The sequence below is a fragment of the Arthrobacter echini genome, from assembly GCF_008107445.1.
Taxonomy (GTDB): Bacteria; Actinomycetota; Actinomycetes; order Actinomycetales; family Micrococcaceae; genus Arthrobacter_D; species Arthrobacter_D echini_A.
The window spans coordinates 158066-183652 of sequence record NZ_VSLD01000005.1 but is presented as its reverse complement, the minus strand read 5'-3'; the positions used below and the strand labels follow the sequence as shown (position 1 = coordinate 183652).

The 25587-nt window shown below is 68.6% G+C and carries 27 protein-coding genes, 3 tRNA genes and 1 riboswitch; of the genes, 19 read left to right on the top strand and 11 right to left on the bottom strand.

The window, feature by feature from the left end; genetic code table 11:
• Nucleotides 1-152: 152 nt before the first annotated feature.
• Entirely contained in the window at nt 153-779 is a 627-nt protein-coding gene (locus FQ377_RS11340) for a copper resistance CopC family protein (RefSeq protein WP_262364417.1), read from the top strand.
• Nucleotides 780-794: 15 nt separating this feature from the next.
• Here FQ377_RS11340 and FQ377_RS11335 read toward each other — a convergent pair whose 3' ends face one another.
• Nucleotides 795-1448, bottom strand: coding sequence for an FAD-dependent monooxygenase (locus FQ377_RS11335; protein ID WP_262364416.1), 654 nt, complete (start codon nt 1446-1448; stop codon nt 795-797).
• Nucleotides 1449-1707: 259 nt separating this feature from the next.
• On the opposite strand from FQ377_RS11335, the gene FQ377_RS11330 reads away from it, so the two are divergent.
• Nucleotides 1708-2727, top strand: a complete 1020-nt coding sequence (locus tag FQ377_RS11330) for a universal stress protein (protein ID WP_262364415.1) — start codon at nt 1708-1710, stop codon at nt 2725-2727.
• A gap of 21 nt (nt 2728-2748) precedes the next feature.
• Here FQ377_RS11330 and FQ377_RS11325 read toward each other — a convergent pair whose 3' ends face one another.
• Nucleotides 2749-3108 carry a metallopeptidase family protein gene (locus tag FQ377_RS11325; protein ID WP_148601397.1) on the bottom strand — a complete coding sequence of 120 codons (360 nt, stop codon included), beginning with the start codon at nt 3106-3108 and terminating at the stop codon, nt 2749-2751.
• 219 nt (nt 3109-3327) lie between these two features.
• Between FQ377_RS11325 and FQ377_RS11320 the strand changes: the two genes are divergently transcribed.
• The 8 genes from FQ377_RS11320 (at nt 3328) to FQ377_RS11285 (ending at nt 9164) form a co-directional block, all read left to right on the top strand.
• Nucleotides 3328-3400: transfer RNA gene (locus FQ377_RS11320), tRNA-Glu, on the top strand.
• A gap of 87 nt (nt 3401-3487) precedes the next feature.
• Nucleotides 3488-3561, top strand: a tRNA-Asp gene (locus FQ377_RS11315).
• 71 nt (nt 3562-3632) lie between these two features.
• Nucleotides 3633-3705 (top strand) — tRNA-Phe (locus FQ377_RS11310).
• 250 nt (nt 3706-3955) lie between these two features.
• Complete coding sequence (locus FQ377_RS11305; RefSeq protein ID WP_148601367.1) at nt 3956-4471, top strand: hypothetical protein; 516 nt, start codon at nt 3956-3958, stop codon at nt 4469-4471.
• Between the two features lie 265 nt (nt 4472-4736).
• Nucleotides 4737-6089 (top strand): ABC transporter substrate-binding protein, encoded by a 1353-nt coding sequence (locus FQ377_RS11300; RefSeq protein WP_148601366.1) that lies wholly within the window; start codon nt 4737-4739, stop codon nt 6087-6089.
• A gap of 133 nt (nt 6090-6222) precedes the next feature.
• Nucleotides 6223-7188 carry a carbohydrate ABC transporter permease gene (locus tag FQ377_RS11295; protein ID WP_148601365.1) on the top strand — a complete coding sequence of 322 codons (966 nt, stop codon included), beginning with the start codon at nt 6223-6225 and terminating at the stop codon, nt 7186-7188.
• On the top strand, nt 7185-8150 hold the full coding sequence (locus FQ377_RS11290) for a carbohydrate ABC transporter permease (protein ID WP_148601364.1): 966 nt from the start codon (nt 7185-7187) through the stop codon (nt 8148-8150). The genes FQ377_RS11295 and FQ377_RS11290 overlap by 4 nt, the downstream gene beginning before the upstream one ends.
• Nucleotides 8151-8153: 3 nt before the next feature.
• On the top strand, nt 8154-9164 hold the full coding sequence (locus FQ377_RS11285) for a LacI family DNA-binding transcriptional regulator (protein ID WP_148601363.1): 1011 nt from the start codon (nt 8154-8156) through the stop codon (nt 9162-9164).
• A 90-nt stretch (nt 9165-9254) separates the two neighbouring features.
• On the opposite strand, the gene FQ377_RS11280 is transcribed toward FQ377_RS11285, so the two are convergent.
• The 5 genes from FQ377_RS11280 to FQ377_RS11260 form a co-directional block, all read right to left on the bottom strand.
• Nucleotides 9255-10103 carry a DUF8083 family protein gene (locus FQ377_RS11280; protein WP_148601362.1) on the bottom strand — a complete coding sequence of 283 codons (849 nt, stop codon included), beginning with the start codon at nt 10101-10103 and terminating at the stop codon, nt 9255-9257.
• Nucleotides 10100-10909, bottom strand: coding sequence for an exodeoxyribonuclease III (locus tag FQ377_RS11275; protein ID WP_148601361.1), 810 nt, complete (start codon nt 10907-10909; stop codon nt 10100-10102). Before FQ377_RS11275 ends, FQ377_RS11280 begins: the two co-directional genes overlap by 4 nt.
• 23 nt (nt 10910-10932) lie before the next feature.
• Nucleotides 10933-11760: an ammonia-dependent NAD(+) synthetase gene (gene nadE / locus FQ377_RS11270; RefSeq protein ID WP_148601360.1), complete on the bottom strand. Its 828-nt coding sequence runs from the start codon at nt 11758-11760 to the stop codon at nt 10933-10935.
• A gap of 56 nt (nt 11761-11816) precedes the next feature.
• A complete protein-coding gene (locus tag FQ377_RS11265; RefSeq protein WP_148601359.1) occupies nt 11817-13247 on the bottom strand; it encodes a GH1 family beta-glucosidase in 1431 nt (476 codons plus the stop codon).
• Nucleotides 13248-13889: 642 nt separating this feature from the next.
• Nucleotides 13890-14513, bottom strand: coding sequence for a hypothetical protein (locus FQ377_RS11260; RefSeq protein ID WP_148601358.1), 624 nt, complete (start codon nt 14511-14513; stop codon nt 13890-13892).
• Nucleotides 14514-14769: 256 nt separating this feature from the next.
• Between FQ377_RS11260 and pyrE the strand changes: the two genes are divergently transcribed.
• Both pyrE and FQ377_RS11250 read left to right on the top strand, forming a co-directional pair.
• Nucleotides 14770-15345 carry an orotate phosphoribosyltransferase gene (gene pyrE, locus FQ377_RS11255; RefSeq protein ID WP_148601357.1) on the top strand — a complete coding sequence of 192 codons (576 nt, stop codon included), beginning with the start codon at nt 14770-14772 and terminating at the stop codon, nt 15343-15345.
• Nucleotides 15346-15354: 9 nt separating this feature from the next.
• On the top strand, nt 15355-16332 hold the full coding sequence (locus FQ377_RS11250; protein ID WP_148601356.1) for a thioesterase domain-containing protein: 978 nt from the start codon (nt 15355-15357) through the stop codon (nt 16330-16332).
• 14 nt (nt 16333-16346) lie between these two features.
• On the opposite strand, the gene FQ377_RS11245 is transcribed toward FQ377_RS11250, so the two are convergent.
• Nucleotides 16347-17126, bottom strand: a complete 780-nt coding sequence (locus FQ377_RS11245) for an HAD-IIA family hydrolase (protein ID WP_148601355.1) — start codon at nt 17124-17126, stop codon at nt 16347-16349.
• Between the two features lie 78 nt (nt 17127-17204).
• Here FQ377_RS11245 and FQ377_RS11240 point away from each other — a divergent pair, with 78 nt between their 5' ends.
• The 5 genes from FQ377_RS11240 to FQ377_RS11220 all read left to right on the top strand — a co-directional run bounded on the left by FQ377_RS11240 (nt 17205) and on the right by FQ377_RS11220 (nt 20739).
• Entirely contained in the window at nt 17205-17867 is a 663-nt protein-coding gene (locus tag FQ377_RS11240) for a TrmH family RNA methyltransferase (protein ID WP_148601354.1), read from the top strand.
• A gap of 75 nt (nt 17868-17942) precedes the next feature.
• Complete coding sequence (fbaA, locus tag FQ377_RS11235; RefSeq protein WP_148601353.1) at nt 17943-18962, top strand: class II fructose-bisphosphate aldolase; 1020 nt, start codon at nt 17943-17945, stop codon at nt 18960-18962.
• Nucleotides 18963-18965: 3 nt separating this feature from the next.
• Complete coding sequence (locus FQ377_RS11230) at nt 18966-19382, top strand: DUF3151 domain-containing protein (protein ID WP_148601352.1); 417 nt, start codon at nt 18966-18968, stop codon at nt 19380-19382.
• Nucleotides 19383-19552: 170 nt separating this feature from the next.
• Entirely contained in the window at nt 19553-19774 is a 222-nt protein-coding gene (locus FQ377_RS11225; RefSeq protein WP_262364414.1) for a helix-turn-helix domain-containing protein, read from the top strand.
• A 128-nt stretch (nt 19775-19902) separates the two neighbouring features.
• Nucleotides 19903-20739, top strand: a complete 837-nt coding sequence (locus FQ377_RS11220; protein ID WP_187393341.1) for an oxygenase MpaB family protein — start codon at nt 19903-19905, stop codon at nt 20737-20739.
• Nucleotides 20740-20790: 51 nt separating this feature from the next.
• Here FQ377_RS11220 and FQ377_RS11215 read toward each other — a convergent pair whose 3' ends face one another.
• The gene (locus FQ377_RS11215) at nt 20791-21393 is read right to left on the bottom strand and encodes a hypothetical protein (protein ID WP_148601349.1); all 603 of its coding nucleotides are present in this window, start codon (nt 21391-21393) and stop codon (nt 20791-20793) included.
• Nucleotides 21394-21618: 225 nt separating this feature from the next.
• Here FQ377_RS11215 and FQ377_RS11210 point away from each other — a divergent pair, with 225 nt between their 5' ends.
• Entirely contained in the window at nt 21619-22908 is a 1290-nt protein-coding gene (locus FQ377_RS11210; protein ID WP_148601348.1) for an adenylosuccinate synthase, read from the top strand.
• Nucleotides 22909-22965: 57 nt separating this feature from the next.
• Here the strand turns inward: FQ377_RS11210 and FQ377_RS11205 are convergent, their stop codons facing one another.
• Both FQ377_RS11205 and FQ377_RS11200 read right to left on the bottom strand, forming a co-directional pair.
• Nucleotides 22966-23754 (bottom strand): SurA N-terminal domain-containing protein, encoded by a 789-nt coding sequence (locus tag FQ377_RS11205; RefSeq protein ID WP_148601347.1) that lies wholly within the window; start codon nt 23752-23754, stop codon nt 22966-22968.
• A gap of 106 nt (nt 23755-23860) precedes the next feature.
• Nucleotides 23861-24367, bottom strand: coding sequence for a DUF427 domain-containing protein (locus FQ377_RS11200; protein ID WP_148601346.1), 507 nt, complete (start codon nt 24365-24367; stop codon nt 23861-23863).
• 76 nt (nt 24368-24443) lie between these two features.
• Between FQ377_RS11200 and FQ377_RS11195 the strand changes: the two genes are divergently transcribed.
• Nucleotides 24444-25250: a carbon-nitrogen hydrolase family protein gene (locus FQ377_RS11195; RefSeq protein ID WP_148601345.1), complete on the top strand. Its 807-nt coding sequence runs from the start codon at nt 24444-24446 to the stop codon at nt 25248-25250.
• A gap of 155 nt (nt 25251-25405) precedes the next feature.
• Nucleotides 25406-25587: riboswitch (cyclic di-AMP (ydaO/yuaA leader) on the top strand.

Here is a 25587-nt window from a genome sequence, read left to right as displayed (position 1 = left end):
GGTCATCCTAGGGCGGAGGAAGGCGGGCGTCGACGCCAGATATCCTATCCCGGCCCCGCCGTGCCCGGCGGTTCGTGACGCCGCCCCGCGCATCCGCCGCGACCGGCTCCGCAGCGGGCACCGGTGCCGGGGCCTCCGCGTAGGGTTGGATCATGCCTGCTTCCCTCTCCCCGCGCGTCCTGCACCCGTCCACGTCCAGGCGCGGGCGCCGTCGTCACACGCGCACCATGGCCGCCTCCGTCCTGTCCTTCCTCCTCGCGACGGCGATGCTCCTCGGGGCGGGTGGCGCGGCAGTCGCGCACGACGAGCTGACCGGCACGGTCCCGGCGGAGGGCGCCACCGTGGCCGTCCTGCCACCGGGCGTGGAGCTCAGCTTCACCAGCGTTCCCTCCGGTATCGGGGCGCAGGTGGAGGTGCTCGACGAGTCCGGGGAGGACTGGGCCGAGGGGCCCGCGGAGATCGTGGACCGCACGGCCACGCAGGCCCTGCGCGCCAACGCACCGGCCGGCGAGTACACGGTCTCCTGGCGCGTGGTCAGCTCGGACTCCCATCCCATCGAGGGGATCTTCTCGTTCACCACCCAGCAGGGCTCGACGGCGTCGCTCGACTCGGTCTCCACGGCCGGTCCGGCGGAGGTGCAGGACGATCCTGTCGCAGGGTCGCAGACCGCCGGGGTCAGCGACTTCCCCTGGAGTATCGTGCTGATGATCGCGGCGCTCGTGGTGATCGTCGGCGTGCTGGCCTTCACCGCGCGCAAGCGCCTCGGCGGCAGCCGGTAGCCCCGGAACCGACGCTCAGGCGCTCAACGGTGTGATCCCGGCGGCGGTCGGGGCAGGGCGTTGCGTCGTCGCGGGCACCTCCGTGGCGATGGTGTCGCTGACGAGCTTCGCCTGGCGCACGATCTCCCGCGTGGTGGGGGTCAGTGGCTCACCGACGCCGATCAGGTGCAGGCCGATGGTGCGCAGTGTTGTCCTCAAATCCTTCCCGACGGCGACGCCCATGGCCCTGAGGAACCTGCGCAGCTCGTTCTGCGGGTACTTCGTCAGGACCACGTGGTCGGCGAGCAGGACGCCCTCGGCCGTGTGCACCGCCCACTGTTTCCGGCCGAGGCGCGCCGTGATGAGGGCGGGATGGCCGATGATGCTCAGCTGCTCGGCCACGGTGCTCTGGCGAACGTCGAGGCAGTGGGCCGAGGCGTAGCCGCGCAGCAGGCGCATCAGTTCGGTGCGCTCCGCCAGCGACGCGGCGTCCGCCATCACGGTGCGCATGGTGCCGGAATCGGAGCACTCCAGGGCCTCGACGACGATCGATTCGACGCCTCGCCGGCTCAGCTCGCTCGCGACGGCGAGGCCGGACAGGCCGGAGCCGATCACGACGGTACTGGTCTGTTCCGCCGTCCCGCACGTGGCTGATGCACGGCGCGCAGCGTCGAACGGCAAGGGAATCACCGGGATACCTCCACAGGAAAGCCATGGTCCCGTACGGCCCGGCGCCTCTTCCGGGCCGTACGGACTCTTGATTGCGAACGGGTCAATCAAGAGCACTACGCACAGCGGGTTCCCGGTCAGATGATCGGACCCCCCGCCACGGGTTCCTGCAGCCTATATAACTTTTCGGACACTTGATAGACCGATCTTCTGCTGTGGGTTACAAATGGGGGACCGGCCGCGCGAGGCGGTGGGGACACGCGACCGAGGGAGGCCTCTCGTGGGCAACGGAGATGTAGAGGAATCGTCGCAGTCACCGGCGCAGCACGGAATCGTCGTCGGAGTGGACGGCTCGGACCAGGGTACGTGCGCCCTGCTGTGGGCGGCGGCGGAGGCACGACGGCGCCGCACTCCGCTGTACGTGGTGACGGCCTACACCGTCCCGGTCTTCGCGGCCTCGAGCATGGATGCCGGGTACGCCGTCGTCGACGACGACGTCATCAGGGACAGCGCCCAGGCCGTCCTGGACGGCGCGCTGGCCCAGGTGCAGGACATGGACATCGAGGTGCGGCCCAGGATCGAGACGGGTGATGCGGCAGGGGTCCTCCTGGACCTCTCCGAGCAGGCGGAACTGATGGTGGTGGGTTCGCGTGGTCGTGGTGGTTTCGTGGGGCGCCTGCTCGGCTCGGTCAGCAGCGCCCTGCCCGCGCACGCCAAGTGCCCGACGGCGATCATCCCCATCTGCGCCTCGGCACGTCTTGGGCGCCCGGAGCTGGGCAGCACCCCGGGCAGGGATGCCGGCACGCAGCCCGCAGCGGTCGAGCCGATCGTCGTGGTCGGGGTGGACGGTTCGGAGCAGGCCCGCATGGCGTCGCTGGTCGCCGCAGAGGAAGCCCGGTCCAGGGGTCTCGCCCTCCGCGTGATCTGCTCGGTGGCGCCCTTCAGCGGCTCGCTCTCCTGGGTGCCGGCGCCGGTGGACAGGGAGGCGCTCCACGCGGATCTCGCCGTTCAGCTCACAGCCGGGCAGCAGTGGTTGAAGAGCCACTTCCCGGATGTCGAGATTCATGTGGATCTCGTGGACGGGTCCCCGGCCGAGGTCCTGATCGAGGCGTCGGCGACCTCGGAGCTGCTGGTCGTCGGTACGCGGGGTCGCGGCGGCTTCACCGGGATGCTCGTGGGCTCGACGAGCCAGGGAGTGCTGCACCACGCCCGCGGGCCGGTGCTGGTGGTCCCTGACAGGGCTGACCCCCGGCTCGAGGACCGGGATTCCTTCGGACCCATGATCGCCCCCGCCGGCTAGCGCAGTGCGGGTCGGGCGTCGTCAGCCCCAGCCGAGTTCGTGGAGCCGTTCGTCGGAGATGCCGAAGTGGTGGGCGATCTCGTGGACGACCGTCACCAGGATCTCCTCCACGAGTTCCTCCCTGGAGTCGCAGAGCCTCATGAGCGGTCCGCGGAAGATGCTGATGCGGTCCGGGAGCGAACCCGCGTCCCACCACGCATCACGCTCGGTCAACGGCGTGCCCTCGTAGAGCCCCAGGAGCTGTGTGTCAGCAGGCTCGGCGGGACCGGGATCATACTCCTCCACCACGAAGATGGCCACGTTGTCCATGGACCGCGCGAGATCGTCGGGGATGCGGTCTATCGCGTCGTCGACGGCCTCCTCGAACTCGGTCAGGCTCATCTCGAAGGGCACGCTTCGATCGTACCGACCCCGGCGCGGCCGACGGCGCCCGGGCAGGGAGAGGGACCCCTGGCGCGAGGCGCCCCGACGGCCGAGCGGGGCAACGGAGATTTTGTGTAATCGGTGATCTGGACCTATAGTTCTGTAGGTCCACGCCAGGGAATGATCCTCCGGAAATGCGCGCTGTCCGATGGATCGCAGGACCTCTGGATGGTCCAGGCCCCCATCGTTTAGCGGCCTAGGACACCGCCCTTTCACGGCGGCAGCACGGGTTCGAATCCCGTTGGGGGTACGCATGGGTGGCCCTCGCGGGCGGTCGATCGGAGCAGTAAGTGCTGATAGGCTGAAGCTCGTGCAAAACGGCACATGAAGTTAGCAAGGCCCTGTAGCGCAGTTGGTTAGCGCGCCGCCCTGTCACGGCGGAGGTCGCGGGTTCAAGTCCCGTCAGGGTCGCTCAGGCGGCTGGATCCCCTCGAGGATACCGGTCGGGCTGGATACGGTGATCATCTCCACGATGGTCGCAAGGCTCTGTAGCTCAGTTGGTAGAGCGTTCGACTGAAAATCGAAAGGTCACCGGATCGACGCCGGTCGGAGCCACCGCTGAAGACCCCGCTGTTCCCCACGGAGCGCGGGGTTTTTTTCATGCCGTCATGTCCGCTGCTCATCGGCGGCACCATCACGTCGACGGCAATGCCTCCCAGCCAACGCCTCTCCCAGCCAACGCCGGGATTGGACCAGTAGCATCACGGTGCATGCCTCCAGGGCCGGGGGCTGCCTCGGATGCGGCACCGTGGGGACGGAGCCGGCTCCGTGTGGTCGATTCCGGTATCGAGACGAAAGGGCTTCCGTGAGAATCCTGCATCCCGTCGTCGGTCTCTGCGTCCTTGCCGTGGCCCTGACCGGATGCAACCAGGATATGGGCCCACCGGCAGGGGCAACGCTCACCATGCCCGCCGAACCGCACGCCGTGCCGACGGCCGAGGAGGATGCCTCCGCTGCCCCGGCTCCGGATGACGCAGGATCCGAGGACGGCACTCCCGGGGCCGGGTCCGGGGACGCCGGGACGTCGACGGGAGCAGGACCCTCCCCCCACTGCGTGATCGTCGCCGGTGGGCTCACCACCGCCATGCTGGCGCCACTGAGCCTGCGCTCCACCGAGGACCACGGCCAGCTGGTGGAACTCGAGCAGGAACTCCTGGACCTCAGGGACAAGCTCCCCGCCGATCTGCAGGACGACTTCGTTGCCCTCGCACACTCGGTCGAGGCGCCGCCCACGGGCTCGGGCACCTTCGACGAGGCAACCTTCCGGCGCGCCATGGAGCCCGTGCAGGACTGGCTCGGGCAGCACTGCGAGCATCCCTGACCGAGGGGCTGTGCCGGACGGTCGAACCCCTGTGCGAGAGGCGTAGCTCCGGATCCCCCACTGCGGACGACGACCCGCACTGCGGGGTGAGACGGGTCACAGTTGCGTATCGAAACGGTCGTCACACGAATCGCCGTTGTCGGACGCGATGTAAGCGCTTACTGTGACGGTACATATTCAGGACGAAGCGGCACAGCAGCAGGTGGAAGCAGTAGTCGTCCACCACGAAGAGCACTGTGGACCGCAGGACGAAGGAGTCTGTGCAATGGCGAGAACTCGCTCACGGAAGTTGACCCTGCCCATCGCGGCCCTCAGCGTCTCCCTGCTGGCCCTCGCGGGCTGCGGTGACGGAGGGTCGGACGACGCAGGAGGATCGGGCAGTGACACCGACTGCGCCGACTACGAGTCCTACGGGACGTTCGAGGACACGGAGGTCAGTGTCTACTCGACCATCGTCGACATCGAGGCCGAGAGGCTGGAGAACTCCTGGACGGACTTCGCCGAGTGCACGGGGATCGACGTCGCCTACGAGGGGTCCAAGGAGTTCGAGACACAGATCGGCGTCCGCGCCCAGGGCGGCACCGCCCCGGATCTCGCCATCTTCCCGCAGCCCGGGCTGCTGGCGGCCCAGGCGTCCAATCTCGTCCCCGCGCCCCAGGAGGTCTCCGACCTCGTGGACGAGAACTGGTCGGAGGACTGGAAGAACTACGGCACGGTCGACGGCACCTTCTACGCCGCCCCGATGCTCGCGAACGTCAAGGGCTACGTCTGGTACGTGCCGGCGACCTTCGAGGAGAAGGGCTGGGAGATCCCGGCCACGTGGGACGAGATGATGACGCTGACCGAGAAGATCGCAGCCGACGAACCGGACATGAAGCCCTGGTGCGCCGGTTTCGAGTCCGGGGAGGCCACGGGCTGGCCCGGAACGGACTGGGTCGAGGACGCCGTCCTGCGCGCCAACGGCCCCGAGGTGTACGACCAGTGGGTGGCGCACGAGATCCCCTTCGACGATCCGCAGATCGTCGAGTCGTTCGACCGCGTCGGTGAGATCCTCAAGGACGACAAGTACGTCAACGGCGGCTTCGGTGATGTGCGCTCCATCCTCTCCACTCCCTTCGCCGACGCAGGTCAGCCGGTCCTCGACGGCACGTGCGCCATGCATCACCAGGCCTCGTTCCAGGCCAACAACTGGCCGGAGGAGACCGTCGTGGCCGAGGACGGCGACGTCTGGGCATTCATGACGCCTCCGATCGACGAGTCCATGGGCACCGCGATCACCGGCGGCGGTGAGCTGATCGGCGCCTACGCCGATCGCCCCGAGGTCCAGGCGATGCAGCAGTACCTGGCCAGTGCCGAGTTCGCCAACGCCCGCGTCTCGCAGGGCGGAGCCATCAGCGCCAACAAGGGGCTCGATCCGGAGATCGCGCAGTCCGACCTCGACCGCCAGTCGATCGAACTCCTGCAGGATTCCGACACGGTCTTCCGCTTCGACGGATCGGACCTGATGCCCGGCGCGGTCGGCGCCAACTCCTTCTGGAGCGGCATCGTGAACTGGATCAACGGCTCCTCCACGGACGAGATCACGAAGTCCGTCGAGGACAGCTGGCCCTCCTCCTGATCCGCGGACGGTCGGTGCCGGGGTCCTGAACGGGCCCGGCACCGACCGACGTCGATGGACCAGGGCGCTCCCTCCGGGCGGCGCCCTGGTCCGTTCCCGGGACACCCGACAAGCGCGCCAAGGAGGCTGTGCTGTGGAAGAAATCGCAGATAAAGGCATACAGGTAGTGGTGGGGCTCGCCATCTTCGCGGCGATCATCGGCCTGATCATGCTTGTCGTGGACCGTGCTCCGAAGAGCGGGCGCGAGAAGATCCAGGTCGCGGCCTTCCTGGCTCCGGCGCTGGTGCTCCTCGCCGTCGGGCTGGTGTTCCCCGCGCTCCAGACCTCCTACCTGTCGCTGACGAACCGCGACGGCGACTTCGTCGGACTCGAGAACTTCGCCTGGCTGTTCACCCAGCCGGAGGCCCTGGTGACCCTGAGGAACACCCTGATCTGGGTCGTGCTCGTGCCGCTGCTGGCCTCCTCGATCGGTCTCGCCTACGCCGTGTTCATCGACCGTGCGCGCGGCGAGAAGGCACTGAAGGCCCTCGTCTTCATGCCGATGGCGATCTCCTTCGTGGGAGCCGGCGTCATCTGGCGCTTCGTCTACGCCTACAAGGGCGCCGGGCAGGACCAGATCGGACTGCTCAACCAGGTGCTCGTCTGGCTGGGGCAGGAACCCAGGCAGTTCCTGCTCGACGCTCCGGCGAACACGTTCTTCCTGATCGCCGTGATGATCTGGATCCAGACCGGATTCGCCATGGTGGTCCTGTCCGCGGCCATCAAGGGGATTCCCACGGAGATCGTCGAAGCGGCGAGGCTCGACGGCGCCAGCGCGTGGCAGCAGTTCCGGAACGTCACCATCCCCACCATCCGGGGCTCGCTGATCGTGGTCGTCACCACGATCACCATCGGGACGCTGAAGGTGTTCGACATCGTGCGGACCATGACGGCGGGTCAGTACGAGACCTCGGTCGTCGCCAATGAGATGTACACCCAGGCGTTCCGGGCGGGAGAGCCCGGGCGCGGCGCCGCGCTGGCCCTGGTCCTGTTCCTGATGGTGCTTCCCGTGGTGGTCTACAACGCCCGGCTGCTCCGCAAGCAGAAGGAGATCCGATGAGCACCGTGCCCGTGGAGAACAGGAAGGACCTCCTGCCCGAGGTCAAGGACGACGCCACGCAGGGCAGATCCACCCAGCAGAAGCGGGTGAAGCAGAAGCTGACCTCCAGGCGTGCCACGGCGGCGGCGATCATCATCGCCGTCATCTGGACCATCCCCACCTTCGGGCTCCTCATCTCGTCCTTCCGCCCCGAGTCGAACATCAAGGGCAACGGCTGGTGGAACGTCGTCACGGACCGGCAGTTCACGCTGGAGAACTACGCCGATGTCCTCAGCCCGGGCGGGAGCCAGTCGCCCAATCTGCTCTCGTACTTCGTCAACTCGCTGGCGATCGTGATCCCGGGAACGATCTTCACCCTCGTGCTGGGATCCATGGCGGCCTATATGTTCGCGTGGGGCCGGTTCCGGGGTAAGGACGGCCTGTTCATCTTCGTCTTCGCGCTGCAGATCGTCCCACTCCAGATGGCACTGATCCCGCTGCTGCAGCTGTTCACGAAGGTCCTGGCGATCGGCGACTTCCAGCTCCTACCGAGCGGCACCTACGCGCAGCTCTGGGTGGCTCACACAATCTTCGGTCTGCCCCTGGCGATCTTCCTCCTGCACAACTTCATCGCCGAGATCCCGGGCGAGGTCATCGAAGCGGCACGGGTGGACGGAGCCGGCCACAGCATTATCTTCTGGCGGATCATCGTCCCGCTCGCGACGCCGGCTCTCGCCTCCTTCGGGATCTTCCAGTTCCTCTGGCTCTGGAACGATCTCCTCGTGGCCCTCGTGTTCTCCGGCGGAGGGGCCGACGTCGCCCCCATCACGCAGCGCTTGGCGGAGCTCCAGGGCTCGCGCGGCGGGGAATGGCAGCGCCTCACGGCCGGGGCATTCGTGTCGATCGTGGTGCCGCTCGCCGTCTTCTTCGGGCTGCAGCGCTACTTCGTCCGCGGCCTGCTGGCAGGCGGGTTGAAGGGCTGAGCAATGATCGGCATCGACGACGTCGCCGCCTCGCTCGGGGTCTCCACGGCCACGGTGTCGCGAGCGTTGCGCGGACTGCCGGGGGTGTCCGAGGAGACCCGCGCCCGGGTCACCACGGCTGCGGCGGCCCTCGGCTACGTGCCGTCGTCGGCAGCGCGGGGGCTCGCCACCGGCAGGACCATGGCGATGGGCGTGCTGGTCCCCGCGATCAACCGGTGGTACTTCTCGGCCGTGCTCGATGGGGTCGACCGAAGACTGCGCGCGGCGGGCTACGACCTCATCGTGTTCAGCCTGGGTGGCAGCGGCGCCAATCGGGAGCGCGTGTTCCACCGCTCCATCCTCAGGAAGCGCATCGACGCCCTCCTGGTCATGTGCATGCACCTCACGGAGGAGGAGCGGCTGGCCCTCCAGGAGCTCGAGTACCCGAGCATCTCGGTGGGCGGTGCGCTGGAGGGCGTACGGCACGTCGGGATCGATGATGCCCGGGCGGCCGCGGACGCAGTGGAGTACCTGATCTCGCTGGGGCACACGAGGATCGCCCACATGCGCGGGGGCGGATCCTTCGACATCGACTTCGAGGTACCGCGCCTGCGTGAGCAGGCCTTCCGGCGGACCATGCAGCTCCACGGCCTCGCTGTCCGCGAGGAGTGGTCCGCGTTCGGCGACTTCCGGTTCACCACCGCGCGGGTCGCAGCGCTCACGTTGCTCGCCGATCCGACGGACCGGCCGACGGCGGTCTTCTGCTCCTCCGACGAGATGGCGTTCGGCGTGCTGCGGGCGGCCGCCGAACTCGGGATCGACGTCCCGGGCGAGCTGTCCGTGATCGGGATCGACGACCACGAGTTCGCCGAACCCATGGGACTGACCACCATCCGGCAGGATCCCGAGGACCAGGGAGCCTTCGCCGCCGACCTCCTGCTCGGGGAGCTGACCCGCGGCGCCGCCGCGGACTACCCGCCGTCCCGGCCGCACGCGCTGGTGGAGCGGGCATCGACGGGGCGAATCGGTTCCTGAGGCGGCTGCACCATCATGACGGGCGGAAGCTTCCGGGCCACGTGCCTGTGGGGAGCATGACGTGCGCGCCCAGTGCAGCGCAGGTAGGGCTCAGGAGGCGCGGGCGAGCTGGCGGATCGGGATCCACCGCGACGCCAGGCGTCGGTACGACGCCGCTGCGCCCAGCATGTCCGCCTCGGCCAGGCTCTCGATGCCCAGCCGGACGTCGGAGGGCGAGTCGTCGGGAAAGACGCGCTCGGCCACCGGACCGTAGTCCACCTCGACCACGGCGTCCCGCCTGAACACTTCCAGCCAGTCGACGATCTCCGTGATCTCGTCGAGCAGGTCCATCTCCGGCGCCGCCACCGCGAGGTGGGCGATGGACCGACGGCCACGATCGATGCAGTCGCCGATGCGCGCGGTGATCCGGACCGTCTGCACCCGACCGTCGTCCTCGACCACCTCGGTGAGATCGTCCTCGTGGATGAGTGCGAACCAGGCGAACGGGACACCCCATGTGGCTGATCGGGTGTGCAGCTTGGCGGCCGAGTCGGCGAAGGTGTCCTGGTCGAGTCTGGCCTGATGGGCTTCACGGGCGGCCTCGGGCACCAGGACGTCGATCAGCGGGCCGCGGAGGTTCTGGTCGAGCGATTCCGCCGCGAGAGTGGTCCGGACGGCGAGCTGATTGGGGCAGTAGTACGGGGCCGTCGACCCGCTCGGTCCGGGGAAGTGCGTGGTGCGCACGAGCTCGGTCTCGTGGTGCGGGAACGGATCAGAGAGTGTTCGCAGGATCCTGCGCAGCGACTGCTCGTGCTCGATGGAATCGATCCGGTGGCGCTCCCGGCCGCGCTGGGCGAGGATCGCGAGCTGCTGGGCATCGGAGAAGGCCTCGATCGGCTCATAGATGCGCAGGTAGGAGACGTAGGGAAACGACTGGGCACCACCGGCGAGCGGATTCACGACCCGCTGAGCTCCACGATCACTGGCGCATGATCCGAGGCGCCCTTGCCCTTGCGCTCCTCGCGGTCCACGGAGGCGCCGGTGACGCGTTCGGCAAGGGCAGGGGAGCCGAGTACGAAGTCGATGCGCATGCCCTCCTTCTTGGGGAACCGCAGCTGCTTGTAGTCCCAGTAGGTGTAGAGGCCCGGGCCGGGCGTGTAGGGACGTGCCACGTCGGCGAAACCGGAATCGAGGAACGACTGGAAGGCTGCACGCTCCTGGGGGCTGACGTGGGTGTAGCCGCCGTTCACGAAGAGGTCGATGTCCCAGACGTCGTCGTCCTGCGGCGCGATGTTCCAGTCGCCCATGAGCGCCAGCTGGGCGGTCGGGTCCTCCGCGACCCATCGCTCGGCGTTGCCCCTGAGGGTGTCGAGCCACTCGATCTTGTAGGGCATGTGCGGGTCGTCGAGGGCGCGCCCGTTCGGCACGTACAGGCTCCACACACGCACTCCGCCGCAGGTGGCGCCGATCGCCCGTGCCTCCTGGACGGCCTCCTGCCCCGGCTTGCCGAAGGTGGGCTGGTCGGTGAACGTGCGCTCGACGTCGTCGAGCCCTACCCGGGACGCGATGGCCACGCCGTTCCACTGGCTGAAGCCGAAGTGCGCCACCTCGAAGCCGCTGTTCTCGAACAGGTCCCACGGGAAGTTCTCGTCCTTGCACTTCGTCTCCTGGATGGCCAGGACGTCGACGTCGGACCTCCCGAGCCAGGCTTCGACTCGATCTGCACGGGCACGGAGGGAATTGACGTTCCAGGTCGCGATCTTCACGGTCCCTACGTTACCAACGGCCCCTACGGCTCCCGCCACCAGGAATCGAGGATGCTCACGGGCACCGTGCGCTTGTGCCGCGTGATCCGGTAGCGGTGCTCGATCTTCTCGGCTGTCTCGACGGCGACCTCGCGGCCCTCGAGGTAGTCGTCGATCTGGTCGTAGGTGAGCCCGAGTTCCTGCTCGTCGCTCCTCCCGGGAGAGCCGTCCAGGAGATCGGCCGTGGGAATCTTGTCCGCCAGCGCCGCCGGCGCCCCGAGTTGCCGCAGCAGCGCACGGTTCTGGCGCTTGTCGAGTCCGTACAGCGGCAGGATGTCCGCGCCGCCGTCCCCGAACTTGGTGAAGAAGCCCGTCACCGATTCGGCCGCATGGTCCGTCCCGATCACGAGCAGGTTGCGCTGGCCCGCGATGGCGTACTGGGCCACCATGCGCACGCGTGCCTTCGCATTGCCCTTGGTGAAGTCGGAGATCGGCTCGCCCGTCGCGTCGGTGTACTCCTGCTCGACGCCGTCGACAGCCTGTGCCACATTGAACACCTGCGAGGAGCGAGGCTGGATGAACGCCAGGGCGGCCTGCGCATCGTCCTCGTCGTGCTGCACCTGATAGGGGAGCCGCACGGCCACGAAGTCGGCGTCGACGCCCTCGGTGCGGAGCTCGTCGACGGCGAGCTGGGCGAGCTTGCCGGCGAGCGTGGAGTCGAGCCCGCCACTGATGCCGAGCACGAATCCGCGGGTGCCCGTGGCGCGGAGGTAGTCCTTCAGGAACGAGACCCGGCGGCGGACCTCCGCCGCGGGGTCGATGGTGGGCTCGACGCCCATGGCCCGGATGATCTCTGCCTGCATATCACGCATGGTCCAAGGCTACTCGCGCCAGGTTTCGTGCTCGTTACGAGTTCGGCGGTCGGAGGTCACGTCGCTGCGGCGATCACCCGCGCGTAGGCCAGACCGCTGTCCTTGATCGTCCGTTCGAAGGTCCCGTAGTCCACGCGGACCACGCCGAAGCGTTTGCCGTAGCCCCAGGACCACTCGAAGTTGTCGAGCAGGGACCAGACGAAGTAGCCGCGCACGTCGGCGCCCTGGTCGATGGCCTCCCCGACGGCTGCGATGTGGTCCAGGACGAACGCTGTCCGCTCGACGTCGTGGACGGCTCCGTCGGAGGCGACGACGTCGTCGTACGCCGCGCCGTTCTCGGTGACGTAGAGCGGAGGGAGATTCTCGTACTCCTCCCCGAGTCGCACGAGGAGCTTCCGCAGCCCGTCCGGATTGACCTCCCAGTTCATGGCGGTGCGCGGCAGTCCACGACTGGGGAAGGCGATGTCCTCCGAGCCGATCCAGCACGACGACGTCGGGCGCGGTGCGCCACCCGAGTGGCCGTCGCCGTCCTCGGTGGTGGGGTGCCCGCTGATGAGATCGTCGTGATAGTGATTCACGCCGAGGAAGTCGATGGGCGTGCCGATGACGTCCAGGTCGCCGGGCTGGATGATCTCCCGCAGGCCGAACTGCTCGAGATCGGCCAGGGTGTCCTCGGGGTAGGCGCCGCGGAGGATGGGGTCGAGGAAGATCCTGTTCTGGAGCGAATCGAAGCGACGTGCGGCGTCCAGGTCCACGGGATCCGAGGGGTCCCGGGGGAGCGCATTGCTGAGATTGAGCGTGATCCCCAGCTGTTCGACGCCGCGCGAGCGCAGTTCGGTGACCGCCAGCCCGTGGGCCAGATGCTGATGGTGGATGGCTGCGACGGCTGCCCTCGGGTCCTGGCGTCCGGGAGCATGGACTCCGGCGGCGTAGCCGAGCAGCGACGAGCAGAACGGCTCGTTGAAGGTGGTCCAGTGGTGCACGCGGTCGCCCAGGACGGAGTGGACATCGTCGGCGTACTCGACGAAGCGGTGGGCGGTGTCGCGGTTGGCCCAGCCGCCCTTCTCCTCGAGTGCCTGTGGGAGGTCCCAGTGGTAGAGGGTGAGCCAAGGCAGGATCCCGGCCTCGAGCAGTTCGTCCACCAGGCGGGAGTAGAAGTCGAGGCCCGCGGTGTTCGGAGCGCGATCGCCCGGGCGCACGCGGGCCCAGCTCGTCGAGAAACGATACGCATCGAGTCCGAGCGTCTTCATGATCGCGACGTCCTCGGGCATGCGCCGGTAGTGCTGCACGGCGTCCTGCAGGGTTTCTCCGTTCGCGATGGCACCAGGGACGCTGGCGAAGGCGTCCCAGATGGAGTCCTCCTTGCCGTCCTCGTGGCTGGCGCCCTCGACCTGGGCCGCGGCAGTGGCGGATCCCCAGAGGAAACCGTCGGGCCAGGATCTGGTGCCGAGTGGACTGTGGGGTCGGGGTGCTGTTCCGCGTGGCATGGGCCCTTCACTGCTCCTGGTAGGCGTGGAACTACGAGCCTACGACCCGGGAGAGGGTCACGCATTGAACCGCTGCCGGAGCCCGGAGTGTTGAGGGGTACCGCGAGGTGCGGCATTCGGTGGCGCCACGCCCGTTCGGGGATCTCGGCGCGGCCCGGTCCCGGGGTGTCGCCCGAAGCCGTCCTGGGGTGTCGGCCTGAGCCGCTCTGGTACGGGGGGATTGCCGCTGCGCATAGGGTGTCGGCCCACGACACGCCGGGCTGGAGCCGTGGGACCGATCCGAACTCCCCGGATCCGAACAGCATGAGCCCGAACTCCCCGAATCCGAACTGATTGACTCGGACCGGGCTCGAGCTTTCGGGCGTTGCAACTTGCGAGCCGGGCCGGGCTCGATCTCTTACAGGTCACAGACAGCGATGCCGGGCCGGGCTCGAGCTTTCCGGCATGGCACAGGCTGATTCGGACCGGGTCAGGCTCCCCGGCATTGCCGTTGGGGAACCGGACCGGACGCGGTCTCTCACAGGTCATGGATGGCGATCCGAAACGGGGTCCAACGCATGGTCGGACGCCGGGCCGTTCAGCGGAGCGGACGACCGGAGAGGACGGTGAGAACCTGTGAGAGGACCGCATCCGCGTGGAACCTCACGTCCTCGTAGCCGTCCGGAGGTCGAGCTGCACCTGGCACTGGAGGTGGATCCCGGCGCGGGAGAACAGGACGCGGGCGACGACCTCCAGTGCTGACTCCGCCGTTCCTGTCACCAGGTCGAGTGCCGCGCGTGCAGGGCCGTTGCGGTTGCCCTGCAGGCGATCGAGAAGGAACGGCCGGACGGTGTCGGCGCGTCGGAGCGAGCTCTCCACCATGACCGCGGCATCGAGCGCCGGCAGGCAGTGGAGAGCATGGATCAGGACGTCCACCGGGCCGACCAGTGGAAGGGTCGGGTGCACGGGCACGGAGAGCTGCCGGTGATGGTTGACCCATTGCTGCTGCGCGCGGGCATGGGAGCACAGATGATGGGCCACAGGTGGGTGCAGGAGCCACAGGACGTAGTGCCGGGCGGCCGAGGCGCAGGTGAGGCGACCGGCGTGCAGTGTCGCGGTGACGAGATCCTGCGGCGCCTCCGGGAGCGCGAGAACACCCTGTCGTAGCCGGATGACGGTCCCGGACCGTACCTGCAGCGCGATCTCCCGGTGCTTGACTCCCTGTTCCACGAGCCGGTTCGTCCTCGCCACCGATCCGGCGAGTGCGAGGGCGGTGACGGCATCCATGGGTCGATTCCACCTCGGGCAAGACGGCCGTTGAGGAGAGCAAGCTGCTATGTGCACAACAGCACCGGCCAGCGGTGCTGATCCGGGGACATCGGGCCGGGCGGACGCGTGTCGGGCTACGACTCGCCGTCGAATCCGGGGGTCCCGCGCGTCGAAGTCCCCGGATCGCTGCGGAAAATTATCCGGCGGACGAGGCGGGATCACGGCTCCGGCCCGGAGCGCACCGCGGTGCCCGCGCGCTGGATAGACTGGCCGCATGACCGCCGAGACTCCCGCGCCGACCGCCGATCGCACCCGGCTCCTCGAGCTGATCAAGGAACTCGCCGTGGTGCACGAGCGCGTCACGCTCTCCAGCGGCGTCGAGGCCGACTACTACATCGACCTCCGCCGCATCACGCTGCACCATGAGGCGTCCGCACTCGTGGGCCGTGTCATGCTCCAGCTGCTCGACGGCGCCGGGATCGCCTTCGAGGCCGCCGGCGGGCTCACGATGGGCGCCGATCCGGTAGGCACCGCCGTGATGCACGCGGCAGCGCAGGCCGGTCGCCCCATCGACGCCTTCGTGGTGCGCAAGACCCAGAAGACCCACGGGATGGGCCGCCAGGTCGAGGGGCCGGCGGTGGCCGGCCGCGCCGTCGTCGTGCTGGAGGACACCTCCACGACGGGGGGCTCGGCACTGACCGCGGTCGACGGCGTGCGTCGCGCCGGAGGGGATGTGCGTGCGGTCGCCGTGATCGTCGATCGGGATACGGGTTCGAAGGAACGCATCGAGTCGGAAGCCGCAGTGCCCTACCTCTTCGCTTTCGGCAAGGACGAACTGGGTCTTCCCTAGGAACAGTGCATGGTGGACGACGGCGGGGCCCTTCGACGGGCGAGGGACTTCCATGTGTCCTCGCGCAGGTCCTTCCTCATGGGTTCGGCGGCGGCGGCGGCCCTCGGCACGGACCTCGTGGCCACGCGCATCATCCAGAACCAGCGGCAGCAGAACCGCATTCTTCCTCTCGACGACGAGCGGGCCCGACGGCGGTTCCCGAGGGACCGCTGGGTGCTCTTCCCCGGGTACAAGACGAGCTGGGAGGAAGGGCTCTGGATCCTCGACTCGCTCCGCCCGGCCCTCTCCCGGCGCGGGCAGATGGCCGCGATGGGGTACTCGAACCGCGGCCTCGACATCAACGCCATCGTGGCGAACTTCCGGCTGGAGAGGCTCTACTTCTACGGTCACAGTTTCGGCGGGATGGTCGCCGTCGAAGTGGCGGCGCGCCTGCGGGACCGCGGCATCCCGGTGGAACTGGTGGTCCTCGACTCCTCGCCGTCCAGCCGCTTCGACGTCCGTGACCAGCGCATGTTCAACGGCGTCGTCAGACTCTACGATGCCGGGCTCAGCGTCCCGATCAGTCTGCGGGGAACCTACGAGCTCGGCGAACGCATCGCCCACAAGAACGAGCGCACCTGGACCCAGGTCATGCAGCAGTCGCTCGAGCAGCTCTCCCCGCTGGCCCCCAGCAGCCGGCTCGTCCAGTCGGAGTCCTCGTACATCTACCACTTCGACGTGTCACGCTTCAGGTTGTCCCTCGGCGACACGAGGATCGTCTTCGCGGGGAACCCGGACGACGAGGTGGTGGACTACTCGACGGCGCCTGCCGGGTGGGCCCGGGCACTGCCCGACAACGTGGTGGCCACCGACTACGTGACGGCGGGTGCGCTACCGGCCCACGCGAGTCCGCAGTGGAACGCGGACATCTACGCCCCGATCCTCACGGCGGTGCAGCGCGAGTACCTGCCGGTGGCGGGCGGCGGCACGCGGAAGACGGCGTTCTAGGAGCCCGGATGCGGTCAGACCTGCTCGATCAGGTCGGCGACCGACGTGCAGATCTGCGCGGGCCGGAACGGGTAGGTGTCGATGTCCTCAGGCTGGGTGATGCCACTGAGCACGAGCACGGTGTGGAGCCCCGCCTCCATCCCCGCGATGATGTCGGTGTCCATGCGGTCCCCGATCATCGCCGTCGTCTCCGAGTGGGCGTCGATCCGGTTCATGGCCGAGCGGAACATCATGGGATTCGGCTTCCCGACCACGTAGGGGACGCGGCTGGTGGCGGCCGTGATCATCGCGGCCACGGCCCCGGTCGCCGGCATGGGCCCCTCCTTGGACGGACCCGTGACATCCGGGTTCGTGGCGATGAAGCGGGCGCCGTCGAGGATGAGGCGCACGGCCTTGGTGATCGCCTCGAAGGAGTACGTGCGGGTCTCCCCGAGCACCACGTAGTCGGGATTCGTATCCGTGAGGACGAACCCGGCCTCGTGCAGCGCCGTCGTCAGCCCCGCCTCGCCGATCACGAACGCCCGGCCGCCCGGCAGCTGATCGGAGAGGAACTGGGCCGTGGCGAGCGCGGAGGTCCAGAGATTCTCCTCCGGGATCTCGAGCCCGGAGGCCAACAGACGTGCGGCGAGGTCGCGCGGTGTGTAGATCGAGTTGTTCGTCAGGACGAGGAAGCGCTTCGAGGTGGCCACCCAGCGCTCGATCAGTTCCGCGGCGCCGGGGATCGCATGGTTCTCGTGCACCAGCACGCCGTCCATGTCGGTGAGCCAGCACTCAATGTGTTCGTTCTCGTGCATGAGCTTCCTTTCACGGGGTGGATTCGGGCAACCTGCCGGTGCCAGTCTCCCACCTCGGCGGCACACTACGCTTGGACGGTGAAGGAAACCTTGCCCGACGCCGGCGCCACCACGGACGATCCCGCCGCGCCACCGAGGGTCGGGGTGGGCCCCTGGGAGGGCCCGTGGCCCGACGGCGAGCACTGGGACAGCGAGCTGCTGGCAGCAGGAGACACCCGCAACGTCGTCGACCGGTACCGGTACTGGACGCACGAGGCGATCGTGGCGGAGCTCGACGTGCGGCGGCACCAGTTCCACGTGGCCATCGAGAACTGGCAGCACGACCTCAACATCGGCTCCGTGGTGCGGACCGCGAACGCGTTCCTCGCGAAGGAGGTCCACATCATCGGGCGACGCCGGTGGAACAGGCGCGGCGCCATGGTCACGGACCGCTACCAGCACGTGCGCCATCACCCGGATGTGGCCGACTTCGTCGCGTGGGCCGATGCGGAGGGACTGGCCGTGATCGGGATCGACAACTTCCCGGACTCCGTACCCCTGGAGACCTATGAGCTGCCGGAGCGCTGCGTGCTGGTGTTCGGGCAGGAGGGCCCCGGCCTGACGCCCGAGGTGCACGAGGCGGCGGAGGCCACGCTGTCGATCGCCCAGTTCGGGTCCACCCGCTCCATCAACGCCTCGGCCGCTGCGGCGATCGCGATGCACGGCTGGGTCCGGCGGCACGCCTTCGGCCAGCAGGTCTGAACCCCGGACGTACCCCTGCGCCCGGCAGGTCCGCTCGCTAGGATGAGGCAAGCACCTACCTAGAAGGAGTTCAGCATGCCTATTGCCACCCCTGATGTCTACGCCGAGATGCTCGACCGTGCGAAGGCCGACGGTTTCGCCTTCCCCGCCGTCAACGTGACGTCCTCCCAGACCCTCAACGCGGCGATGCGCGGCTTCGCCGAGGCCGGCTCGGACGGCATCGTGCAGGTCTCCACGGGCGGTGCCGCCTACTGGTCCGGAGCGAGCGTGAAGGACATGGTGGCCGGCGCGCTCGGCTTCGCGGCCTTCGCGAAGGAGGTGGCGAAGAAGTACGACGTCAACATCGCCCTGCACACCGACCACTGCCCCAAGGACAAGCTGGACGACCTCGTGCTGCCCCTGCTCGCTGCCTCCGAGGACGCCGTGAAGAACGGACGGGACCCGGTCTTCAACTCGCACATGTGGGACGGGTCCGCGGAGACGCTCGAGGACAACCTGCGTATTGCCCGGGAGATCCTGCCCCGCATGGCCGCGGCCAAGATGATCCTCGAGGTGGAGATCGGCACCGTCGGAGGCGAGGAGGACGGCGTGGAGAACGCCATCAACGACAAGCTCTACACCACGGTCGAGGACGCCCTGGCGACCATCGACGCTCTCGGCGCGGGGGAGCACGGCCGCTACATCACGGCCCTGACGTTCGGCAACGTGCACGGCGTCTACAAGCCCGGTGGCGTCAAACTGCGCCCGGAGATCCTCAAGGAGATCCAGGAGAAGGTGGGCCAGAAGCTCGGCAAGGACAAGCCGTTCGACCTCGTGTTCCACGGCGGTTCCGGTTCCTCCGAGCAGGAGATCGCCGACGCCGTCTCCTACGGGGTCATCAAGATGAACATCGACACCGACACCCAGTACGCCTTCACGCGTCCGGTGGCCGACCACATGCTGAAGAACTACGACGGCGTGCTGAAGATCGACGGCGAGGTGGGCAACAAGAAGACCTACGACCCCCGCGTCTGGGGCGCGGCAGCCGAAGCCGGCCTCGCGGCCCGTGTGGTCACCGCTGCTGCCTCGCTCGGCTCGGCCGGAAAGAAGCTCTGAGTCGTGTCCGACGAGTTCAGGAGGAATCTGCTCGGCCCCGACGCCACGCTGCTCCCCGAGGAGCCGGAGGTGGTCGAGCGCCTCGCGGCGGGGGACGAGGCTCTCGACCTCGCGGCTGCGCACCCGACGTCGTCGCTGGTCTGGGCCGTGCTCGCGGACGAGGCGTACGCGGAGGGCCGGACCATCGAGTCCTACGCCTTCGCCCGCACCGGCTATCATCGCGGACTCGACGCGCTCCGGCGCAGCGGGTGGCGCGGAACGGGTCCGGTGCCCTACTCGCATGAACCGAACCGCGGCTTCCTGCGGGCGCTCTACGCCCTCGGCAGGGCGGCCGCTTCCATCGGTGAGCTGGAGGAGGCGGAGCGGATCGCGGCTCTCCTGCGGGAGTCCGATCCCGAGGCGAGTGCCCGGCTCGCCTGACGGCACGGGCCGGTAGCGCCGGTCCCGGCAGCGGTCCCCGACAGCACTTCCCGTCCGGGGGCCGGACGCCCACTCGTCCGGCCACCGGGGCCGAAGACGAGTAGCCAGAGTCCTTGTGCTTGTGGTAGCGGTGTGCCCAGAGTTAAGGCTCCACGAACGTACAGAGGCGAATGGGAGTGGGCTGGGTGTCGACGAAGATGAGTACGGAGCAGTTGTACACGGTGGCAGAGGTGGCCGCGATGATGCGGGTGTCGAAGATGACGGTCTACCGGCTGGTGCAGTCGGGAACCATCGACAGCATCAGATTCGGACGATCGTACCGGGTGCCCAAGAGCGCGGTACGCGAGTATCTTGACGAGAGGAACCCGGGGAGCGACTACTCGATCGACTGAATCGATCTTCCCGGACCATCCGGAACCGGGCGGCACGGCAGGTCCGCAGCTGGTGCCCACCGGCTCGGTAGTGTGGTGGGATGCGAGCGTGGACGAGGCGCCTGGACCGGTTCTTTCCTGCGCGCCCGATGGCCGGTGCCGTTGGGGACCCCGGGCTCTTCGGTCCCGATTCCACCGCGTGGAGGATCGCCCGCGAGCGGACCGTTCTCGCCGGGGGGCCGGCTGCACTCCTGCTCCAGGTGGCGCATCCCCTCGTCGGCGAAGGAGTCCGCGCCCACAGCGACTTCGCCACCGACCCGCTGCGGCGCCTGCGCGGAACGCTCGACGCCGTCCTGACGGTCACCTTCGGAGACCATGCCCAGGTCGGGGCTGCCGGCGATCTGGTGGCACGCAGGCACCGGCCGGTGCGGGGGACGCTCCCCGACGACGGCGCGTCGATACCCGCCGGCACCGCCTACAGCGCCCGCGATCCGGAGTTGGCCCTGTGGGTGTTCGCGACCCTCGTGTGGACCGCGCTCGAGGTCACCGAGATCTTCCTCCGACCGGTCACCCCGGCGGAGCGCGACGCCTACTACCGCGACATGACGCAGTTCGCCCGGTTGTTCGACGTCACCGAGGACGTTCTCCCCACGGACTACGACGCCCTGGAGCGCTATCTCCACGAGCAGATCCGCACTGTGCTGGACGTCGGTTCGACGGCGCACCTCATCGAGGATCAGATCCTCGCGCCGGACCCGCCCCTGGTGATGCGCCCGCTGCGAGGGGTGCCCTCGCTCCTGGCCGCGGGTCTCCTCCCGCCGACGGTGCGGTACGCCTACGCCCTCCCCTGGCGGCGTCGGGAGCAGTTGGCGTTCGCCGTCCTGCGCCGCGTGGTGCGCGTCCTGGCTCCGGTGCTCCCCGGAAGCATCCGCTACTGGCCGCACTACCGTGTGGCCCTCGCGCGCCTGGCCGACGCGGTGGACTGACCGGGAGGCGGGACGGCCGGCCCGGACATGGAGCGGACAGTGCCTGCCGGGTCAGTCCTCCGGGCGGCGGATGGTCGTGGTGACGGACACCAGCTGCGGGCGTGGAGGAGCGGAGCTGAAACCGAAGCGCACCGGCGGGCTCACGGGGGCCAGGGAGCCGAGATCCATGCCCCGCCAGGCCGCCGTCGCACCCTCGATGGCCCGGGCCGAGGTGACCCCGTAGTACTCCGTGCGCCCGTGACCCGCAGAACCGGCCGTGGCGACCCCCGCGATCAGCCGAGAGGCCAGCGGATTGATGAGCGCCAGCCACCGCGGATGCGTGGCCAGGCGTGGGGGGACGACGCCGAGCATGCGTCCGAGCGCGGTGATCCGGCCGATCTCGGCGAAGACCTGCAGCTCACCGCCGTCCACCACGAGGCGGTCCTCCACCAGCGTCGAGGAGATGGGGCACAGGACCACGTCGTCGAACGAGTAGGTGGCACCCACGTAGTCAGCCACGTCCTGCGACGGAGCGAGCAGGGTGCGGTGACCGGCGGCGTCCTCCATCATGACGTCCGTGAAGACGCCGAGCGGCGAGGAGTCCCACCGGCCGATCACGAGCCGCGTGCCGGAGGTGGTGCCGATACCGGCGATGTGTCCAACGAAGCGGTCCATGCCCCCATTGTCCACGGCTCGGGGTGGGCCGGGGAAGAAGTGGGGAGCAGCCACGGGAACCGCTCGCCGAAGGGCCCCGTGCGGTGACCTCCGGGGACCTCGGCTAAACTCGGACGGTAAGAGCCCCAGTGGCCGCGAGCAGTATGCGGCCGGTTGGGGCGTTCTCATGCACGGCGTCTGGTCCCCGGCACGCGGGGGACGCCGTACCGAATGGGGGAGTATCCCATGCCAGCAATCGTCATCGTCGGAGCCCAGTGGGGCGACGAGGGCAAGGGCAAGGCCACTGATCTGCTCGGCGGGCGGGTCGACTACGTCGTCAAGCCCAACGGTGGTAACAACGCCGGACATACCGTGGTGGTCAACGGCGAGAAGTACGAGCTCAAGCTCCTTCCCGCAGGCATCCTGAGCCCCAACGCCGTGCCGATCATCGGAAACGGCTGCGTCATCAACCTCGAGGCCCTGTTCGAGGAGATCGACGGGCTGGAGGCCCGTGGGGCCGATACGTCCAAGCTGCGCGTCTCGGCCAACGCCCACCTCGTGGCGCCGTATCACCAGGTTCTGGACAAGGTCACGGAGCGGTTCCTCGGCAAGCGCGCCATCGGCACCACGGGACGCGGCATCGGCCCGGCGTACATGGACAAGGTGGCCCGCCTCGGCCTGCGGGTCCAGGACGTCTTCGACGAGTCGATCCTGCGGCAGAAGGTCGAGGGCTCGCTCAAGCAGAAGAACGAGCTGCTGGTGAAGGTCTACAACCGGCGCGATGTCGAGGTGGAGGAGGTCGTCGACTACTTCCTGTCCTTCGCCGAGCGGCTGAGGCCCCTCGTCATCGACTCCACCTTCGTGCTCAACGAGGCGCTCGACGCCGGGAAGGTGGTGCTCATGGAGGGCGGCCAGGCCACCTTCCTCGACGTCGACCACGGCACCTACCCGTTCGTGACGTCGTCGAACCCGACGGCGGGCGGCGCCTGCGTCGGCTCGGGGATCGGCCCCACCCGGATCAGCCGCGCGGTGGGCATCATCAAGGCGTACACCACGCGCGTGGGTGCGGGCCCCTTCCCCACGGAACTGTTCGACGACATGGGCCTCCGTCTGCAGACCAAGGGCGGGGAGTTCGGCGTGAACACCGGCCGTCCTCGCCGCTGCGGGTGGTACGACGCCGTGCTGGCCCGCCACGCCTCACGCGTCAACGGCTTCACGGACTACTTCGTGACGAAGCTCGACGTCCTCACCGGCATCGAGAGCATTCCGGTGTGCGTGGCGTACGACGTGGACGGCGTGCGCCACGACGAGATGCCCATGACGCAGACCGATTTCCACCACGCGAAGCCGATCTTCGAGTACTTCGACGGCTGGACCGAGGACATCACCGGGGCGCGGACCGTGGACGATCTGCCGCCGAACGCGCAGGTCTACGTGCGAGCGCTCGAGACGCTCTCCGGAACCCGCTTCTCGGCCATCGGTGTGGGCCCGGACCGCGACCAGACCATCGTGATCAACGATCTGATCGGGTCCTGACCGCAGCCTTGGCAGGGCCCCGGAGCAGCCCGGCGTGGCCGTTCCGGGGCATCCGGGCTAGAGCTTCACGGAGATGTCCGCATCCGCCCGCAGCTCCTCGATGAGCTTCTGCGCCGCCTCGGAGAGCTTCTCCCCGGCGAGCTGCTCCTCGATCTGGGGACGGACCTCGTCCAGCGGCGGGATGGGCGTCGCCGTCTCGCCCGCTGCTTCCTGCTGCGCCTTCGCGGCGTCGTAGGTGTCCTGGACCTCCTGGCCGGAGGGTGCGGTGTCGCCGGCCTCCTCGGCGAGCAGCGCGTCGAGCTTCACCTGGTCGGCGAGTTGCCTGTCGAACTCCTCGTCCTCGAGGCCCTGCTCCGCGAAGGCAGCACGCAGCTCGTCCTCGGTCCCGAGCTGGCTCGTCTCGAGCAGATCGTCGATCGCGGCGGCGCGGGCCTCGGGGCTCGCCTCGATGCCCCGGTCCTCGGCCTCCTGCCGCAGCAGTTCGGCGCTGACGAGATTGTCCGCCACGCTCGTCCGCAGCTGCTCCTGATCGAGCTCCTGCCCACCGGCCTGCGCAGCTGCCGCGGCCTGGGTGAACTGGGACTCGTAGGCGGTGGTGAACTCGTCACGACCGATGTCCGTCCCGTTTACCACGGCCACCACCTCAGGGATGCCCTCGAGATCCGGTTCTGGCTGGGGCTGCGCTTCAGTGGATGCCCCGGGTGCTCCGGAGGACGATTCCGCGGTGGCGGAGGCCGCCCCGTCGTCGGCCTCGTCCGCTGCGCCGCAGGCGCTCAGGAGCGCCGCCGATCCGATGAACGCGGCAGCGAGCAGCAACCGCTTCCGTGCTGGTGTCCTGCTGGCCATGATGTGTCCTCGCGTCGTGGGTCAGCGTGGAACACTAGCAAACCGGGATGACCGCCCGATGAGTGGAACCTTCACGGACCCTGGACATGGGGCAGGGCGCGCGGTGCTACCAGCCCCAGGTCCCGGCGGCACCCTTGAACGGGCCCACGATGGCCGAGGTGATCCACCCGCCGTAGAAATCTCCCTCCTGTGCCTGGACCTGCTCGCCGTCCACCGAGCAGGAGTCCATCTGTGAGGGATAGATCGCTGCCCGGGTGGAGAGCTCCTCGTAGCCGCGCACGGGGGAGGGGTACGTCCAGGCGCCGCGGAGGCTGCGTGCGGCGCCCGCGACGACGTCGAAGTAGGCGGCAGCACCCTTGAACTCGCAGTGCGTGGTGCTCTCCACCGGCTCCAGCACACCGGGCACGAAGTCCTCGATCGGAAGATAGTAGACCGGCGGGTGGCTCGTCTCCAGGACCCTGACGGCGTTGCTGGTCCGGACGATCACCTGCCCGCCGAAGCGCACCTCGATCCTCGCCGGCATCCTCTCCACGCGGGGCGGCCTCGGATAGTCCCAGACCGATTCCTGGCCCGGTCCGGGCGGCACGCGTCTGTTGTTCTGCGGTTTCCTCATGGACACACAGGCTACTCCGGGGGTGCCTCGGGCGGGTCTGTAGGCTGGACGGAGGACACAGGGAGAGGGCGGCAGTATGAAGGTGAGTGTTGGTCAGTTCCGGCCCGGCGGGGACACCGCCGTGAACATGGGCGTCATGCGGGAGCTCGCGGCGAGCGCCAGTGCGGACGGCTCCGCGCTGATCGTCTTCCCCGAGGAGTCGATGTTCTCCATCGGTGCCGTGGAGGGCGCGCTCGCGGACGCCGTGGAGGCCCACTGGACCTCCTTCGTCCAGCAGCTGTCGTTCCTCGCGGCCGAGTACTCGATCGCCGTCGTCGCCGGTGGCTACGAGCCGAGCGGGGAGGAACGCCCGTTCAACACCCTCGTGCTCATCGACGCGACCGGGCGCATCGTGGACACCTACCGCAAGCTGCATCTGTACGATGCGTTCAGCTATCAGGAGTCCACCCGCATCAAGCCCGGCGACGGCGGCATCAAGGTCGCCGAGATCGGCGGTCTCCGGGTGGGGCTCATGACCTGCTACGACATCCGCTTCCCCGAGCAGGCGCGTGCACTGGCCGACGACGGCGCGGAGCTGCTCTGCGTGCCGGCAGCCTGGTTCGAGGGCGAGCACAAGATCGAGCACTGGGAGACGCTGCTGAAGGCGCGGGCCATCGAGAACACGGTGTGGATCGCGGCAGCGGGGACCTCCGGCGGCCACACCATCGGTCATTCGGCCGTGATCGACCCCATGGGGATCCCGCTCGCGCACCTGGAGAACGAGGAACGCGGGGTTGTCAGCGCCGAGGTCACGCGGCGCAGGGTCGACGACGTCCGTGAGTTCCTGCCGGTGCTGAGGAATCGGCGGTTCAGCCGGAACGACACCATCGTCGACGCCCACTGATCCGTCGCCCCTCGCGGGCCGCGGTGCGCTCCCGCCGGCGGGAACAATAGGCGACGTTACCGGAATGTGACAAATCCCGCATGGGGTGGTTACTCTCATCCAGTGCCTCCGTCCACGTGAGGCTCTTCAGGTCGGATTGCCGAGCTCTGCCGCCGACCGGGACTCGTCCGCACACATGAAGGCAGAGACGGGGGAACCATGGTTCCACCGGGCGCACAGGACCTCCTGACCGCGTCCTCGGGGTGAAGTCGCACAGCACCGCCCACCGGCGGTGCCCGCGACCGGGTGACTCCCATCCGAACCCGACAGCTCACCCCGCAGGCATGGGAGAGGTACA

Excerpts from the sequence above, each read along its gene's own strand:
- FQ377_RS11195 (WP_148601345.1), top strand. The coding sequence starts at position 24,444 with ATGAAGGTGAGTGTTGGTCAGTTCCGGCCCGGCGGGGACACCGCCGTG.
- FQ377_RS11205 (WP_148601347.1), bottom strand. The coding sequence starts at position 23,754 with ATGGCCAGCAGGACACCAGCACGGAAGCGGTTGCTGCTCGCTGCCGCG.
- FQ377_RS11225 (WP_262364414.1), top strand. The coding sequence starts at position 19,553 with ATGGGAGTGGGCTGGGTGTCGACGAAGATGAGTACGGAGCAGTTGTAC.
- FQ377_RS11220 (WP_187393341.1), top strand. The coding sequence starts at position 19,903 with ATGGCCGGTGCCGTTGGGGACCCCGGGCTCTTCGGTCCCGATTCCACC.
- FQ377_RS11325 (WP_148601397.1), bottom strand. The coding sequence starts at position 3,108 with ATGAGCCTGACCGAGTTCGAGGAGGCCGTCGACGACGCGATAGACCGC.
- FQ377_RS11260 (WP_148601358.1), bottom strand. The coding sequence starts at position 14,513 with ATGGATGCCGTCACCGCCCTCGCACTCGCCGGATCGGTGGCGAGGACG.
- pyrE (WP_148601357.1), top strand. The coding sequence starts at position 14,770 with ATGACCGCCGAGACTCCCGCGCCGACCGCCGATCGCACCCGGCTCCTC.
- FQ377_RS11265 (WP_148601359.1), bottom strand. The coding sequence starts at position 13,247 with ATGCCACGCGGAACAGCACCCCGACCCCACAGTCCACTCGGCACCAGA.
- FQ377_RS11215 (WP_148601349.1), bottom strand. The coding sequence starts at position 21,393 with ATGGACCGCTTCGTTGGACACATCGCCGGTATCGGCACCACCTCCGGC.
- FQ377_RS11285 (WP_148601363.1), top strand. The coding sequence starts at position 8,154 with ATGATCGGCATCGACGACGTCGCCGCCTCGCTCGGGGTCTCCACGGCC.
- nadE (WP_148601360.1), bottom strand. The coding sequence starts at position 11,760 with ATGCGTGATATGCAGGCAGAGATCATCCGGGCCATGGGCGTCGAGCCC.
- FQ377_RS11300 (WP_148601366.1), top strand. The coding sequence starts at position 4,737 with ATGGCGAGAACTCGCTCACGGAAGTTGACCCTGCCCATCGCGGCCCTC.
- FQ377_RS11340 (WP_262364417.1), top strand. The coding sequence starts at position 153 with ATGCCTGCTTCCCTCTCCCCGCGCGTCCTGCACCCGTCCACGTCCAGG.
- FQ377_RS11250 (WP_148601356.1), top strand. The coding sequence starts at position 15,355 with ATGGTGGACGACGGCGGGGCCCTTCGACGGGCGAGGGACTTCCATGTG.
- FQ377_RS11200 (WP_148601346.1), bottom strand. The coding sequence starts at position 24,367 with ATGAGGAAACCGCAGAACAACAGACGCGTGCCGCCCGGACCGGGCCAG.
- FQ377_RS11290 (WP_148601364.1), top strand. The coding sequence starts at position 7,185 with ATGAGCACCGTGCCCGTGGAGAACAGGAAGGACCTCCTGCCCGAGGTC.
- fbaA (WP_148601353.1), top strand. The coding sequence starts at position 17,943 with ATGCCTATTGCCACCCCTGATGTCTACGCCGAGATGCTCGACCGTGCG.
- FQ377_RS11210 (WP_148601348.1), top strand. The coding sequence starts at position 21,619 with ATGCCAGCAATCGTCATCGTCGGAGCCCAGTGGGGCGACGAGGGCAAG.
- FQ377_RS11245 (WP_148601355.1), bottom strand. The coding sequence starts at position 17,126 with ATGCACGAGAACGAACACATTGAGTGCTGGCTCACCGACATGGACGGC.